The organism is Aquimarina algiphila, from assembly GCF_007489275.1.
Lineage (GTDB): Bacteria > Bacteroidota > Bacteroidia > Flavobacteriales > Flavobacteriaceae > Aquimarina > Aquimarina algiphila.
Genome location: NZ_VLNR01000083.1, coordinates 1 through 16,443 on the forward strand (window position 1 = coordinate 1; position 16,443 = coordinate 16,443).

A 16,443-nucleotide genomic window follows, 5' to 3' on the forward strand; every position below is an offset into this window, starting at 1 on the left:
TGATATTTTAGCATAATATTAATACTGTGTGGTTACAGACTGTAAACAAGTGATTTTTTATTATATGTAACTTTGTGAGTTAATAATAACCACTAAAGTTATAGTCATGAAAAAAATATTTTTTGTATTAGCATTTATACATGAATGCAGGAGAATGATCTGTCAATTCTATCATTACTCTATCATCTATATAATTAGAATGAATAAAATAGGTTTTGCCATTATATAAATACAAATATCCTACATGATTATCAAGACCTACAATGTATACACCTTCTTTGAGTCGTTTCAAAGTGTCACTTATGTTGTTGTTTTTGGATACTATTATGTTATTTGCGTTTATAGCTATTGATTTCACTTCTAAACTAGAAGCTTGTTGTGCCATTTTATATCTATTCAAGTTAAGTCCCATATGTTTAAGTGTAGTTGACACAAAATAGCCACAAGCAATTGTGCCTTGATTCGGAATATTACTATATCCATTAAAGTCCCACTCTGTGCCGTACCAATGAGGTATAATATCATTAAGTAATGATTTTGTAAAATATAGAGAAACTACATCCAAAAGACTATCTTTTTTACTATTATTAGTCTCTGTTTTATACTCCCGACTTAAACGATTTCTAACGGTTATTATTTGTTCTTTTGTTGCGTTATACCCTGTTTTTGGTTTAAAATTTAATCCGCTTGCTATAGAATCAAAAGTTTTCTGAGGCGTTATTTCTTCTTCTAATCCAAGAACTGTATCGAGTACAACTAATTCTTGGTTTTGTTCACTAAAACTTTTGTTTTCTTGTTGTTTTGAAGAATTAGCACATGAAAAAACAAATGCAAAAAAGAAAGGAATCAGAAAAACGATATTTCTCCCATACTTCTTTTTCATTTTTCTGACACTTTGTTTTTCAAAATTTCATATGTATTATTAGTATACACAAGAAGTTCTTTAAATTTTTTCGCCTCTTCTTTTTCTTCGCAATCTTGTTCTCCTAGTTTAAATGTTGTTCTCTCTGTTATGGTATGATCTATTTTAATATCAAAAAACCCATTAGTCGGATGTGTTGACATTATTAATACTTTTTTTGAACTTGTAGATTCACCTTCACAGATCATGTTCCACTCTCCGCTATATTCATGTGTAATAAAATTGTCCAGTATTTTCTTCAACTTATCCTGGACTGGTAAAAACAAGGAGATTGATTCTTCTGTATATGGGTTTGGTTGAGATTGTGTTCGGTGACGCACTCTTACACCAAAAGCAGTTTGATTTTTTGTCACCTGATATAATGGAACATCAATAGATATCTCATCTAAAAACAATGCATCTGACTCCCATCGCTTACTTTCAAAAAATTTATTTTTTATAATCCCTGTGTTGCTATCTACAATAAGAATATAACTATCTAGAGAAAAATAACTTTCATCTTCTTCTAGTATATTGATTTTAGGAATAATCAAAATGGTTTGATCTTGATTTGAAGGTATTTTTTGTTCAATTAAAAATTCCGGATAACAGTCTTCATATCGTATTCCTAATTGTTTTAATGCCTCAGCAACTATATCTACTTTGGCTAATACTTCTATTGTCACCACCTCTTTCTTTCTAAAAGAGGAAAAACAACACAAACAAGTCAAAAATATTATAAATTTAATCGTTCTAAAACACTTATAAATCATTACAATATTTTTTATTTTGAATATCAATATACAATTATTGTGTTATTAAAATTCCGTAAGAATCATATTTAGATCCATCATTAAAACTATATACTCTTTCTCTTCCTTTACCATTAATAGAAGCTCCTTTTGATTTTGTATCAATCCAAACTTCTCCCTTTTTATCTATAAATTTATAAGTCCCATCATATTTCACCAATGCTATTCCATTAATAAATTCATGAGCTCTCTCATACTTAAACCCTAATACTTTTTTCCCTTTTTTATTTAAATACCCATAATAATCCGGAGTTTCATAATCATTATCTTCATTTCTTACCTGTACGAAACCATCACTAAAGTTTCCAACTTTATCATATATCATTGGGATTACAATTTTTCCTTTTTCATTTATAAAGCCATACTGGTAATTTTCATTTTTAATAGAGATCATCCCTCCTGCCATATCTCCTAATTCCTCTACATCCTTTAACAAAGTACCTTTTCCTTTCTTATCGATATGATAATACTTAAAATTAGACCGTCCAAATAACGAGTTTCCTTCCTCTACCAGATAGGTATATTCCTGTTTAGAGACCTCTTTATTGTCTTTAGAATATAATTTATAATCGCCTTCATCCTTTTTTTGAATACCCACTAATCCATTTTCATAACTTTCTATATCATAGACAAACAAAGTATCCATTCGCTTTTTCTTTATATTCAAATGATAATAATGCTCATCATCTTCATAAAACCTATCATTTATAGGATAATAATCAGATCCTTTTACAGAAAATAGTTCATTGTTTTTCTTATCCATTACCGATATTCCGTTTTCTGTAGGCATATATATCATTTTACCAAATTTTGTATTAGTCGTAGCGGTAAATTGTATTTTTTTCTTTTCGTATTTTTTTGCGAAATATAGTTTTACTTTTTTTACAGTACCATCATAATAAAGTTCTCGATGAAACATCCCATCATTATCTTTGAAATAATCCAACTTTGAAGCATTCTTTTTAATATAAGATTTTAACTCTTTGGTATCCTTAAATTCTTGATTATCTAGTTTTTCTATTGTTTCCTCTAAGAACTCTATCATTTCAGCAAATACTTCTTTTTCCTCTTTTGGTTCTCTGTCGGTATAACTATATCCTTTTGAGTGCAATACTTTCCCTTCTTCATTTAATCCTTCTATTTTTAGAGGGGCATTAAGAGTATCACTGGCGGTGATATATACATAATTGTCTTTTATTTTTTCTATTAGAATTTCACCTCCGTTATAATTTGCTTTTGGTTGATCAAGGGATACTATTACTTCATCATAAGTTGACAAGTATTTTATAGTATATTCTACATCTATACTATCTATCAATAATGGCTCTCCCCATACAGTATCATATTCAAAACTTACATCATACTTTGAAATACTATCTATATCAATCGTTCCATTATTATAATATATTTTTTGAGGTTTATAATATTCTCTAATAGTTTTTATAGTTGAAACGGGGTTTATAAAATCCTTATCCTTAAATTCAAATTCAATGTGTGATTTATAATCTTTAAATTTTTGGAAAAACTGAGCTTCTTTCACCTGACCTATAACTACTGGAACTATCGTAGTATCATTTTTAAAAACAGGATCAAAACTTTCATCTTCTATAAATTCTATTTCATTTGAGAATGTATTATCAAAAAAGTTTATGAAAGATTTCAGGCCTTTCAAATTCTCTTTCATCCCTTCCTTTACCTCTTCCAAATTTTCACCATCCATTTCTGAAAGATAATCTGATATCACTTCTTGATCTCCATTGCCAGAACTGCCACAACTACATATTAAAAATAGTGCTGCTATCAAAAGTGTATTTTTCATTTCTTATTATTTTAAATCTATTATTTTAATTCAATACCTCTACAAATTCGCTTTTTTTATTAGAGCATCACACATTGTTTTTAAAGTATATAGTAATGCTATTTTGTATCTAAAAATTCTAGGATAGAAAAAACTCTACAACTATAAAAAAAACTATAACACCAATGGGGACACTTATAATCAGTTGCTTTAGCACGCGAGTAATTGTATATGTTTTTAAGTTAAGTATTGACAAAATTAATCCCAAACTCAATCCTACTATCGAACCAATTCCTGGTATAAAAAGATATAAAAGGTGCTCCATACTATGTGGATGATCACTACTAAAAACATTGACTAACACGCAGGCTAGTATCAACCCTGCTATACTATATACAAGAAGTCCAACACCCATCGATTTTATAATGAAATAGAAATTTTTCATTATCTATCAATTTTTTTTATGATCCTGATTCATATATAAAACACCTTCTATTTCTCCGTTTTTTATTACGAATATATCTTCACATATTTGTTCAATATCTTCTTCATCAGAAAGGTAAGTCGCATAATGAAAATTCATAAATTTAGACTTAATAGTTTCCTCTGCACCCTGATCACATATCAACATTTTACTACGTCTTGGAATAGAAACCAATATTGAATCAGCATTTAATTCCTTTTGAATATGAATCATAAAATTTTGATCCAGTATTTTTTCACAAGTAAACGTATGTCTCTGAAAACCGATGACTTTATGGTCAAATACTTTTTGTGTGGTGTATTTTAATTCTAATTTCTCAATATTGATCTGCGCGGTATCCATAATCAAGCGAAATTGTTCTTCTGTTTGATCATTAGAATCTAGCATCCAAAGATCATCTTGAGTAGATGTTACATAGCTGATTACCACTTTAGGTTCATCAGAGTTATAATGATCAAGGAATGGAACAATAAAATTATTAGGAATCAACCCTTCATAATCTATTTGGGAAAGAAAAGGATATAATTCGTGATCCTCTTCTTTTTGAGTTACGGTTTTTGACACAGTAGATATAGAATCTCTATTAGATCTTATTTTTTTTTCTTCTTGAGTATTTTTTTTTCCAAAAAGCTTGCTAAAAAAATTCATTAAAGTTGTCTTTCGTTAAATTTAGATCTTAAAAACAATTTAAAATCAATTCCATTGCTCTACTAAATCTCCTTCGAGGTTATAAAAGAAATCGAAAGTTTTACCTATTTCAGATTTGATTTCAATAGTGTATCCCATTTTAGATTTATCACCATCATTAGGAGATGTAACAGATACCGATCCTAAAACCGGAGTCTCAGCCTTTTCTTTTTCTCTTATTTCTTTTATAGAAGTATTTACCAGATTTTCTATCATATCCATGCTTACTTCTTCATTTAAAGTGAACATATAATCTTCTATCCTTCCTTTTTTAAGTTCTAAACTTACCTCTGAGACATTTTTCCAATCATCATCAGTTTTCACCCAGCCTTTCATCTGTAATGATTCAGGTTTATCCGTTACTACGACATTAATAACATGACCTATGTTTTCATTGTAGACAATTGATAGATCTGTATAATACGAATATAGTCCAAACTTCTCGGTCAAATCTCTCTCTATTTTATTAAAATCTGTAACAGAAATAATGTAATTATCCTGTTTACATGACTGCAGTGTAAACATGCATAAGAGAAATAGCACGATCATTTTTAATCTCATTTCTTTTCCTATATAAATAAAATCTAATACTCTTGTTGTTATACGACTAATAATAGCATCCAAATACTACTATGCTATTTGGTTTAATATGTCAAAAGTACCAGTTCCTCTTAAGAAACAGAATGATGAATCAATATTCGATAGTGTTTAATTTATATTTGAAAAGTTCTCATTTTAAACTAGAAAAATGGCTGTTATTATCCATTCAATAGCTTTGATACGAATTCATCTTTTTTTCGTGATGAAACAGGTATTTTTTCTCCAGATTTCAAAATGACATATCCATTTTTGTCATATTTATCAACATAATCCAGATTTACCATAAAAGATTGATGTGTTCTGATAAATCTTTCATTTGGTAGTTGACTCTCAAATTCTTTTATAGGTTTAGAAGCCATATAAGATTTACCATCTGATAAGTAAAAAGTAGTATACCCTTTGTCTGATTTACAATAAATAAGTGAATCAAAATTAATAACTTGAAATCCTTCTTGTAACCTAAGAACTAATTTGTTCTTTTGCCTGTTGATAAGTTGATTTTTAACAATTTGTAATTGTTCTTTTTGTTGAGATATATCTATATTAATTGCTTTATCTATTGCATTTTCTAACTCTGTAATATCTACAGGTTTTAAGATATAATCTACAGCTCCATTTTTTAATGCTTGCAAAGCATATTGCTCATAGGCAGTAATAAAAATAATTTTAAAAGTCAATGCACTTGTTTGTTCTAAAAAATCAAAAGCATTACCATCTTTTAAATTTATATCCAGGAAGATCAAATCCGGTTTACAAGCCTTTGCAACGGTAACAGCATCTTTGACCGATTCACATTCTCCTAAAATATTAATATCCTTATCCAGGCTTTCAATCATTGATAGTAACCCTTTCCTGATATACAATTCGTCTTCTACAATTAAAGCTTTAGTCATTTTGATCTATTTTATAGGGTAAAGTTAATGTTACTTGTGTTCCTTTTTCATTAAACACACTACGGTTTTGTATAAACACTCCTGAAGGTACTTTAAATTTTTTTGATATAATTTTCAACCTTTCAGATGTTATTTTGGTAGCTAATGATTTTTTATCACTCATTGGTATTTTTTCTCCATTATCTATACCAACACCGTTATCCTTTATTAAACAAACAAGCTTATTTTCTTTAAATGAAATTTCGATAGATATTTCGGGATCTTCAACATTATTTTTAAATCCATGAATGATTGCATTTTCAACAAAAGGTTGAATAAGCATTGGAGGAATTAATAGTCCTATTTCCTGGATATTGTCATCCAATTGAAGCGTATATTTAAAACTATTTTTAGATCCCATATTTTGTAAATCCATATAATTTTGTAGCGCTTCTAATTCTTCTTGTATGTAAACTAATTTCTCTCTCGAACTCTCTAAAATCAAACGCAATAATTTAGAAAATTTTGACAAATAAAGTACTGCTTTTTTCTCCTCATTATTAAGAATCATACCTTGTAAAACAGAAAGTGAATTGAAAATAAAATGAGGAGTCATTTGAGATCTTAAGAGTTTCTGCTCTGTTAATATATTCTCATGGGCTGTTCTAATTCTATTATATGCAAAAATGAATACTATAGAGAGTAAGACAAGAATAATGAATAGTAAAATAACCGCTCCCCATAATTTTTGCTTTTGAGATGTTATTAATTCATCATCAATTACCTTTACTTTTTTCTTCAGAATATGTTCTCTTTTATTAGAGTTTTCTAATGAATATATTTTTTCGTTAATTTTTTCTCTAAATATCTCTTCATTCCAATCGTTAATACGTTCAAGATATTCTAGAGCAGTATCTATTTTTTTCTGTCCTTTATATAATAAAAAGTAATTTTCATTAAGGGTTTTGTGTCCTCTTATTTGACTTTCTAATGTAAAGGAGCGATGAGCAGAATCTAAAAACATCTTAGCTTCTTTCCATTTCTTTTGTTTAATATATGCCAGACCTATATTAGATAATGTTATGTTTATTTCTTTTACATCTTTAGACTCGTACTTATATTTTAATGCGTTTTTAAAATTAACAATGGCTTCATCCCATTTTTTTAATCCCATTAATACTAATCCATAATTGCCTGTAAACACTGGTAATTTTCGATATTCTTTTTTTGTGATTTTATTGTATGTATCATATGCTTTATCATAATCTTTATCATAATAATATAATACTCCGCATTTAAAACATAGCTTTTGAAGTTCTATCGAATCCTGAACTCTAAATACTGTACCTGCCTCATCACATAATCTCACTCCCTCTTTAACCTTACTCATATCAGTAAGGTTCTCTACTCTTAAATTATAAGCAATAACCAAGTTTGCAGTATCCTTTTTTGCTGAAGACTTTTCATACATCTGGATAGCTAATGTATATCCATTAGAGTATTGACCAATTCTAGCATAGGAACGTGCTAATAAATAGTACTCTCTCATCGAAAGCTTACTATCCACTTCTTTTTTTCCTAAAATATTAATTACTTTATCATAATCTCTCTCTTTAAAAAACTGTTCTACATCTTCATAGTTCTTATCTTCAAAAAGATTCTCTACGTTCTTAAGTTCCTGATCTTCTATTGGTTTTTGATTACTATCCTGAGTGTACGTTTTAGAAAAAAAACATATAAAAAGTGTAAATAGTATAACGTTCTTAATATTCTGCATTGAAAATGTATAAGAGAATATAGTTTTAATTATTGTTTCTTAATAAATTCGATAATTCTTTTACAGAAATTGATTTTTTGCCAAATACATTCTCTATTTCTTTATTTGTATATATCAATTCATCCCAAAAGTAATATCCATTCTTATCCTTTGCATATGGCCCTGATCCTTTTGTTGTCCTAAATGTCTTATAATCTACATGGTTTAAAATACCTGCTCTTTCGCCAAATATATAATTTTTGTCCTTGGCATAGTTATCTCCTAATACTTTAAATGAGCTATAATCGGCCTTATTGTAAATATAAAACTTACCACCATATGCCATATCATAATAATGATAAATATGATTCTTGTCTTTATAAAAAGTACTTCCAATATGAGTAAATGTCACGGTATCTATTATTTTATGTAGAGATATTTCTTTCTCTTCAAAAGCAATATGTGTTATATATGACACTGTCACTCCTACCTCAGTCGCATATGGTATTTGAAAACCTATTTCTTTATTCTTATTGGTATATAGGTTATGTTTTAGTTTTCTCCAATCCAATTCTCTGTGAATACTATCTAATCTAGAAACAATAGTCGCAATTTTTTTCTCTCTATTAGTTTCAATATCCTCTTCTGGAACTTCAACTTCTTCTCGAATTTCTTCTACCACCTTTTGAACTTCTTTTGTTTTACAACTAAAAAAGAAATAAATAAAAGCTGTAAACAATATGATTAGCCTTATAAACAATATAATATGCTTCTTATTTTTTAATTATATATATATTATAAAGTTACGGTATGTTTTTAATTATATAATATCTCAATTTATATTCATACAACCTTAATCTATATTCGAACTTTATCAATTGAAATAAGTGATCTAATATGCTCTTTTTTTATTCGCCAAGCATATAAAACTATAGTAATCAAAATTATAATTATTTGTATTGGTATAATACTAAACAAACGCTGAGCAAACTTATGTTTCTCTCGATCTTTATCTTCTATTTGTTCTAATATCTGACTCATCTTTTTCTTGATAAAAAGTATATCGTCTGACGCTTTTATTTTTTGTTTTTCTAAATGTAAATATGTGCTATATTTATTATAGGCAACACCAATGTTAGGAGCTGTTAAACACCAGGAATATATCTGAGAACAAAATACAATAAGAAGTAAAAAAGGTATTATACTCTCGGTTATTATTACTTTTTTCATCTTACATTTCTTTCGTCTCTGTCATAAGTTGCATTAATTGATCATAATTACCTTCTTTATAATCTTCTGGTTTTAGATGTCCTAAATGTCTCATTTTTTTCGGAAAATATGTATTATATGAATATATCCCTTTATCGTCTTTAAAAAAATAATACACATCAATTTCTACAGGATATTGGCCTTCTCCTCCATCGCATCCAGAAATTACATCTACCGTAGACCCAAGAAACAACATACTTTCTCTATCTGCTATATTTTTAATTTCCTTATTCTCAATCAACAGTTTATCATCATAAGCATACCCTAACGTAAGATCTTTTATTCTAGAGGTGTGAGAAACTCTTGGAGCTTCCTTTTTAGGAATATTTCCTGAAAGAAAATGAATTGAGGAAATACCAACATATATCCCATTATTTCCTAAAAAATTATAGGTGTTGATAGAAGTGAAATATTTTGAACTACCTTCTAACCAAGGAAGTATCCTAAGTTTATTTGCATCATAGTCGTAAACATATTTCTGTATCCCATCAGTATAGATATACTCTGTTTCCATGTGCAGGTTATTGATATCTTTAACTACAGAAATATCTATAGGTTTTTGTTTGTTTATAATATAATACATGTCCTTATATACCTTATTATCATATCGTATTAGTTCTTTAAACTCATTAAGATAAGAAGCTTCTATAGGAACAAAATGTACGTTATGGTTATTAGCAAGATGAACTCCTCCTTTTCTATAAATCCATATCGTACCCTTTTTGGTATCTAATGATATTCCGGATTCTTGTTGTATGATTTCCAGAGTATCAAAAGTGGTTCCTGATTGTTGAGTGTTAAAATCCAATGTCATATTTTCGATTTCATGTACTCCGACACGATAAAAAGTATCTTTATCAAATAAAAAACTATCTCCATGCTGATGTCTATCTGTAATAGGGACGAATTGTGTAGTTTTACCCAAAAGATCTGGAACAACAGAAAATGTGAGTTGTTCTTCATTAAAAAGATATACATATTGACTATTCTTCATGAATAGTCCCTTTCTTGGTAAGTTGGTTATCACTTCCAAATCACCTGGCATCTTGGTAATAACCTTCTCTATAAATTCTGCCGAATAACTTTTAGGCACAATATATTTCCATACATCATTCTTACATATAAAATTAACCCCAATAGTCTCTGAAATAATTTCTAAATCACCAATTTTACTTACACCATATTCTTTAATTTCGTTCTCTTTTTTTTCTACTATAAAGTACCCTTCAGCAGTGGTAAACAAAAAGAATTCTTCATTTTCTTCTAAAATTTTAAAATTTTCAGCATCTATATTCTTAAGTATTATTTTATCCCTAGACACATAACTTACTCTATTTGGATCCTTTACGGTATGTTGAAATACTAGCTTTCCATTTTCTGAAAATAATTCATAAAAATGAGGGGTATGATAATGATAGCATTCACTTGCTTGGATTGTTTTTCCAATTAGAAGCAGATAGATACTAAGAATTGTAAAGCTATATATTTTAATTTGTTTCATAGTATTCTGATTTTTATACTATCCCTTTATCATATTTTTAATATCATCTGTTGACAATTTATTTTTATGTAGAATATATAGTTATAATTTTCTTACTGTTTTTTGAAACACTATATGTCCAATATGAAAGTCCAATAGTGATTATAAAGAAAAGAATTAGCACATTTATACTTCCTAAGTTTTCTGCTATATATAATAGGATTTTTTTTACTCCTCTTCTTCTACCTCCACTAATATTGACTGTATTACCTTCTTCTAATGATTTTGCCATAAAATAAGTAATACCTCCTATAATCATAGCCAATAAGGTATATGACGCTTGTTTTATCCAACTTTTTATTCCTCTAACGGTTTTTTCTTTTTTAAATAAGTTAGTTTTTGAAAGTATAAAATCTTGTACTTCGCTATATTCGTCTATTGAAGTAAGTTCTAAATATGTTTTCTTTTGTTTTTCATTTTCAATAAAGAACAATTGTAATCCTAAATCGTTCTCGAAAGGAATCATTTTTGTAATAGATGAGTACAAAATACTAAATCTAGTATCTAATAATCTCTTTTCTTTCTGATTCATTTTTTCGAGGAAAAATTCTTTTGTTTTATAATCCTCATCACTTATTTTAATGCACTTATTTGTGATAAGGACATTTTTCATTAAAGCTTTTTGGTTGATAATATATTTGTTCATGTCTTTAATACTAAGAAGTTTCTAAAATTTACTTTTTAAGTCCTTTATTACCGATTACTTCATTTTTTCCAAGGTGAAAGTTCTTTATATTCCTTTGATTCTTTTACTTCATTCTCTAGTAATAGTTCTTTTACTTTTTCATTTTTTGAAGCTATTGCATAGTACAGAGCATTTTCTTTATTTGGATTTATATAGTGGATATTAGCTTTTCGTTCTATGATGGTCTTAACGCATTCTAAACTATTATCTACGGTCTTATCTTTACTCATAGCCATAGCATCATAGAAAAAATCCTTTACAGAGATTGAGCTTCCTCCTACATTTTGGTTTAAACTATTTATATTATCATAAAGTCTTGCGGCGTGCATTAAAGGGCTTATTTTGGAAGTTAATGATGTTTGATTTATATCAGCACCATTATCCAATAAAAATGTTAGCATTTCTACATCTCCTCGTATTGCAGCATGATGTATTGCTCCATATTCATACTCTTTTGAGATATATTTTACATTAACATGGTGGTCCAAAAACATTTTGGCAATGGTAGTATCCTTAACAAATATAAAAGCCTCATGTAACATTTCCTTAGTCACCCAATCCTGATTGATCCATTTTGATAATAACTCAGAAGTATTTGATTTTCTTGATTCGTTTAAAAATAATTTTCTTTTTTGGTCTAATGAAAATTTATCAAAGAATATTGTAGAAATTTTTGGATGATTTGATCTAATTGCCAAATCCAGAACTGTATTGTCATTAATATCTTTAATCGTATCTGTAGCTTTATTTTTTAGAAGTAACTCTACAATATTGTCCAGGTTAGACTCTACCGCAAGGTGTAATGGTGTTTTATCATACACCAGACTTTTAGTATTTGGATTCGCTCCTTTTTTTAATAGTTTATCAACAAGTTCATAGTCGTTTTTTACAATTGCATAATGCATACTTGCATAACCGTTTAAAGAATCTATAATATCCAAATCTATTTCTTTCTCTAATAAATATTCTATTTCTACTTCATTGTCATTAAGTAATGCTATTAATAAAGGAGTATGGCCGCTAGAATCAACTGCATTAAGCTTATATTCTTCCTCAATCAATTTTTTAGAAATTTTGGATGCCTGATGCTCTAAAGCAATGTGAAGAATATTTCTTCCATTAAAAAATTGCAGCGTATCTCTATCTACATCCATAAGGATTTTTTCAAATTGATTTACATTATCTTTTTTAATAATGTTTTCAATACTTTCTGTTGATGGTTTACCACAAGATATTATCGTTATGATTAGAATAAAAATGCAATTGAAACGTACCATTTTTTAATTTTTAAAGTAAAATATTCAAAAAAAGCCAAAACAATAATGAAAATGACCCAAATGCTTATATTCATATTTCACTAACAACACAATATGAATAAAACTGGTAATTCTTAGGTCATTAATGTTTTGGCTTACTAACTAATACTCCCACAAGTAATACGTTAAAAATATTTCTTTTTTAGAATGGTAGAATACGCTAAGTCATATTTGTAGCGATCGAATTAATATTCGTTTGAAGTTTTATTGGCAGATTGATCATAGGCCAAATGTTATTTAAAACTTAATGATAGCCCCTTGTATATTTTTTGCTTTTTTTGTCAAGGTTAGAACTTTTTCTGTTCGTTCTTCCTTTTCTGTTCCAAAATATTTATACATTTCTATGGATAGGCCTACCGGACCATGAATGGTTTGTTGACGATCTGCAAAAAAGTCAATCATAATGGTATATCTCCCTTTTTCTGCTTTTTTAACTATAATTTCTTCGGGACCATAACCATCTGTAATATCTGTATTATATCTTATATTATCAGACTCATCATTACCATAATAAAAATCTTTTCCTGATGGAGTAATAAGATGTAAATCAATATCGGTATCACTGGATGTCCATGTAAGAACAACTCTTAGATCTCCTGAAATTATATACTTGCTTTTTTTGGTATGTTTTTCTTTCTTTAAAATTGAATGATAATCATTGTACAAAGTATTCATTACCTCTGTATAATCATAAGGGTCATGATTTCTTTCTATCCAATTACCGTCCAGTGCATTCCTTAATATTTCTGCTGCTTTGTTATATTCTTTTAGTAATCCATAGGTTACTGCCAGATCCCGATGTGCAATAGGTTCATCTGGTCTTACTTCTAATATTTTCTGAAACAAAGGTACTGACTCTTTATATTTTCCTATAGAACGCAATTGATACGCCAAAGTTCTGATGTTTTCATGATTATCTAATTGTATCTCGGCTATATTTGACCAAATCTTAGCCGCCAGATCTGGAGCATCTTGGGCAAAGATACTTCCTGCAGCCATATAAAATCCAGCAGGTTGTTTTTCCTGGGCAGTTAAATTCAGATATTTTATATACCGCTTCTCTGGATCATATTTCTTTATTTTTTGTAACGATTCTGGTATATCTGTCCATACTTTTTTAGAAAGCTCGTGTTTGATATGTTTATTAATGTTTATAGGAATTGTAATTCTTTGGTCTTCTACAAAGTCCTTGGTGTATACAAAAATAATTCCGTCATTTCCTAATGTTCCTGCCAATTGTCTTGATGCTTCTCTTGGTATAATTTCTAGAGAAAATACCTCATGCCAATCTAAATAGTTCAATTCGCCTTTTCCTTCTTCCCATTCTATATTAGCAAAATCATCAACTTCGTAATCCACAAAAACCAATGGATTACTCCCTAAAACAATATGGTTATCTTTTTTCTTGATAAACAATTGTTCTTTATATCCAAAAATTTGGTAATCGTCAATATTGGGTGCACTAACAAGGAAATCATTACCATTTTTATACGTTGCTTTTTTTTCAGAAAAACCAGCAATAACAACTTCTTCCAACATTGCTTCTGATGAAGGCATTATTATACTATGATCACCTATTACAACTTCTTTCTCTACAGTATCAAAACCAATAAAAGAATAATTTAAGACACTTCCAGGAGGTACTTCTAACGAAAAATTTCCATCAAAATCACTCACTGTTCCTATATTCTGACCTTCAACAAATATATTGACTCCTGGTAAAGGTAGACCATCTTCGACTATTCCTGTAACTAAGTAATTATCTCCTTGTTGTATTACTTTAATAGTAATTGTAGCATCTTCTGCTGTTGATTCTTCAAAATTTTGGTCAATTATGGGATCTAATTGCTTTGGTAAACGTAAGGCATCTATTGAATCTAAATATCTTTCTATTTGATCATATTCATCATCTATACGATCATATTTCTTCTCTAAATCCTTCTCTTTTTTATCAAATGTTTCCTCTAGCGTATCTTCTTGATCAGGATATCTCCAAATAAGTAATTCTGATAATGCATCCATTTGATCTTCAAAAGCTTCTAACTTTTCTAATTGCTTCTTTAATCTTGCTAATTTAAGATTATCTGCATATTGTTTTTGCCACTCTTCGTTAGGAGGTATTATTTCATTAGTAATATAGTCTTCAAAAGTTTCTAATACAATTAAAGAAGTGAATTCTGTTAATAGGTGATACTTTAATGCTAAGGATAGTAATTGTTCCTTGTTTTCTTTAGGATATAGACTTAACTCCTTTACTTTTTCAATAGCTAAGAAACGCTTTAGATCGATTATTTTATGATCAATCTCTAGCGGAGTAACAGAAACATTAAGCTTTTTATATTTATCAAACACAGGAGAAGTTGTGACCAACTCGGTTCCTCTAACCACAGATCTAAAATGTGATCTGTCAATTCGAGTGTTAGATTTTGGATAATATTCTATTAATTGCTTTTCTTTATATCCAGAAAAAACTACTGAATTATTCATCAACACAGACAATGCAGCTGTTATAGATTGAAGTTCTAGGTTTAAATATACTCCTCCATTGTCTCTGGCAATCACTTTAAGTTTTGCAGGATTATTCGATGCTTGTGATGTAACTGTATATAGAGGTGATACTGCAGATTTAAACGTAATATCACCAAAATTGGTTAAACCGTCACTACACAAAATATACATGTCTGATTTTGGGATTTCGTCTACACAACCATATTGCGTTGCGGCATCATATGCGATATCTTTTAAAAGTCGTTCTAGTTTTCTAGTATTTGCATTCCTTACTTTTATTTCTCTTATAGAAGTCACTTCGGTATTAAACAATACTATGCTTATATCAACAGTAGCAATTCGTTTACAAAGTTCTTTTAAAAATAGTATTTCTTTATCTACCAATCCCTTTCTGGATCGAGAATGATCCCACAATATCGTAATACTTTTTGGTACTATGTTTTCGTTTTCTATACTAGGTACTGGAGTACTGTTATAATAAAAATAATCATTCTCATGTTTTTGATAAAAAGTGAACCTTTTTTGTTTTGGAGTCGCAATAATATGAACCTCTTTTGTAGTTGTAGATGTGATAGAAATAAGCTCTTTATTCTTTTTTGTAGTAAACGACTCTACTCCTGACAACTCTAGATTTTCTGTGAATCCAATGAAATCAATTTGTATATCTTTTTTGGCTATTTTTTCTTTAAAATCTAAAGTTAAATCCACCAATAAATTACCATTATCCCAAGTCAATTTATCTAAAACATCTAATCTGATTATTCTACTTCCTTTTGCTGGAATTGGGTATATTCTTGTTTTAAAATTATTGCCTTCAGTCTTTTCTACCAAACCTGGATCAATATTGCGACTTACAATAGTTTCATAAGCGGCTCGTCCTTTTGCCTTATCCACAGCAACAGCCTCTCTAAGTTCTCCATTAATATCTAAAGCATATCCTACTATAGTTTGATGATCTGATAAAGGAAACTGTAGCTCCCCCGATAATTGCCTTTGTGAATGATTAAAAATTTCTATGGTGTATTGTGTTACTCCAATATCTCCCACAACACTCGCATGTATTTTCATCTCTTTAATAGAAAGGCTATCTGCATCCTTAGAGTCTATCAACGTGGTTTGACCACAGATACAAAAAGGAGTAGTAAATATCAAAAGTATAAGTATTCTCATCTTTCTAAAGTATCGTATTTGTTTCAAAACTAACACCATTAGTCT

Annotated in this window: 14 protein-coding genes; all 14 read right to left on the minus strand. The window is 28.9% G+C overall.

Features of this window, described 5'->3' with window-relative positions:
- Positions 1-127 precede the first annotated feature (127 nt).
- Complete coding sequence (locus FOF46_RS26635; protein WP_143918583.1) at positions 128-883, minus strand: hypothetical protein; 756 nt, start codon at positions 881-883, stop codon at positions 128-130.
- Entirely contained in the window at positions 880-1,587 is a 708-nt protein-coding gene (locus tag FOF46_RS26640; protein ID WP_143918584.1) for a PA3715 family protein, read from the minus strand. Before FOF46_RS26640 ends, FOF46_RS26635 begins: the two co-directional genes overlap by 4 nt.
- Positions 1,588-1,708: 121 nt before the next feature.
- The gene (locus FOF46_RS26645; RefSeq protein ID WP_143918585.1) at positions 1,709-3,532 is read right to left on the minus strand and encodes a WG repeat-containing protein; all 1,824 of its coding nucleotides are present in this window, start codon (positions 3,530-3,532) and stop codon (positions 1,709-1,711) included.
- A 118-nt stretch (positions 3,533-3,650) separates the two neighbouring features.
- Positions 3,651-3,956 (minus strand): hypothetical protein, encoded by a 306-nt coding sequence (locus tag FOF46_RS26650; protein WP_143918586.1) that lies wholly within the window; start codon positions 3,954-3,956, stop codon positions 3,651-3,653.
- Positions 3,957-3,962: 6 nt separating this feature from the next.
- Complete coding sequence (locus FOF46_RS26655) at positions 3,963-4,643, minus strand: hypothetical protein (protein WP_143918587.1); 681 nt, start codon at positions 4,641-4,643, stop codon at positions 3,963-3,965.
- A 45-nt stretch (positions 4,644-4,688) separates the two neighbouring features.
- Positions 4,689-5,207, minus strand: a complete 519-nt coding sequence (locus FOF46_RS26660) for a hypothetical protein (protein ID WP_143918588.1) — start codon at positions 5,205-5,207, stop codon at positions 4,689-4,691.
- 233 nt (positions 5,208-5,440) lie between these two features.
- Complete coding sequence (locus FOF46_RS26665; RefSeq protein WP_109436671.1) at positions 5,441-6,175, minus strand: LytR/AlgR family response regulator transcription factor; 735 nt, start codon at positions 6,173-6,175, stop codon at positions 5,441-5,443.
- Complete coding sequence (locus tag FOF46_RS26670) at positions 6,168-7,931, minus strand: tetratricopeptide repeat-containing sensor histidine kinase (protein ID WP_109436670.1); 1,764 nt, start codon at positions 7,929-7,931, stop codon at positions 6,168-6,170. The genes FOF46_RS26665 and FOF46_RS26670 overlap by 8 nt, the downstream gene beginning before the upstream one ends.
- 25 nt (positions 7,932-7,956) lie before the next feature.
- A complete protein-coding gene (locus tag FOF46_RS26675; protein ID WP_167571958.1) occupies positions 7,957-8,592 on the minus strand; it encodes a DKNYY domain-containing protein in 636 nt (211 codons plus the stop codon).
- 176 nt (positions 8,593-8,768) lie between these two features.
- Positions 8,769-9,140 (minus strand): hypothetical protein, encoded by a 372-nt coding sequence (locus tag FOF46_RS26680; protein WP_143918590.1) that lies wholly within the window; start codon positions 9,138-9,140, stop codon positions 8,769-8,771.
- Position 9,141: 1 nt separating this feature from the next.
- Positions 9,142-10,680: a hypothetical protein gene (locus tag FOF46_RS26685; RefSeq protein WP_143918591.1), complete on the minus strand. Its 1,539-nt coding sequence runs from the start codon at positions 10,678-10,680 to the stop codon at positions 9,142-9,144.
- Positions 10,681-10,744: 64 nt separating this feature from the next.
- Positions 10,745-11,332, minus strand: coding sequence for a hypothetical protein (locus FOF46_RS26690; protein ID WP_143918592.1), 588 nt, complete (start codon positions 11,330-11,332; stop codon positions 10,745-10,747).
- Between the two features lie 92 nt (positions 11,333-11,424).
- Positions 11,425-12,681, minus strand: coding sequence for an ankyrin repeat domain-containing protein (locus FOF46_RS26695; protein ID WP_143918593.1), 1,257 nt, complete (start codon positions 12,679-12,681; stop codon positions 11,425-11,427).
- 276 nt (positions 12,682-12,957) lie between these two features.
- On the minus strand, positions 12,958-16,398 hold the full coding sequence (locus FOF46_RS26700; RefSeq protein ID WP_167571959.1) for a VIT domain-containing protein: 3,441 nt from the start codon (positions 16,396-16,398) through the stop codon (positions 12,958-12,960).
- Between the last annotated feature and the right edge of the window lie 45 nt (positions 16,399-16,443).

Coding starts and splice junctions, on each gene's coding strand:
- FOF46_RS26695 (WP_143918593.1), bottom strand. CDS start 12,681: ATGGTACGTTTCAATTGCATTTTTATTCTAATCATAACGATAATATCT.
- FOF46_RS26650 (WP_143918586.1), bottom strand. CDS start 3,956: ATGAAAAATTTCTATTTCATTATAAAATCGATGGGTGTTGGACTTCTT.
- FOF46_RS26645 (WP_143918585.1), bottom strand. CDS start 3,532: ATGAAAAATACACTTTTGATAGCAGCACTATTTTTAATATGTAGTTGT.
- FOF46_RS26685 (WP_143918591.1), bottom strand. CDS start 10,680: ATGAAACAAATTAAAATATATAGCTTTACAATTCTTAGTATCTATCTG.
- FOF46_RS26665 (WP_109436671.1), bottom strand. CDS start 6,175: ATGACTAAAGCTTTAATTGTAGAAGACGAATTGTATATCAGGAAAGGG.
- FOF46_RS26680 (WP_143918590.1), bottom strand. CDS start 9,140: ATGAAAAAAGTAATAATAACCGAGAGTATAATACCTTTTTTACTTCTT.
- FOF46_RS26670 (WP_109436670.1), bottom strand. CDS start 7,931: ATGCAGAATATTAAGAACGTTATACTATTTACACTTTTTATATGTTTT.
- FOF46_RS26635 (WP_143918583.1), bottom strand. CDS start 883: ATGAAAAAGAAGTATGGGAGAAATATCGTTTTTCTGATTCCTTTCTTT.
- FOF46_RS26655 (WP_143918587.1), bottom strand. CDS start 4,643: ATGAATTTTTTTAGCAAGCTTTTTGGAAAAAAAAATACTCAAGAAGAA.
- FOF46_RS26700 (WP_167571959.1), bottom strand. CDS start 16,398: ATGAGAATACTTATACTTTTGATATTTACTACTCCTTTTTGTATCTGT.
- FOF46_RS26660 (WP_143918588.1), bottom strand. CDS start 5,207: ATGTTTACACTGCAGTCATGTAAACAGGATAATTACATTATTTCTGTT.
- FOF46_RS26690 (WP_143918592.1), bottom strand. CDS start 11,332: ATGAAAAATGTCCTTATCACAAATAAGTGCATTAAAATAAGTGATGAG.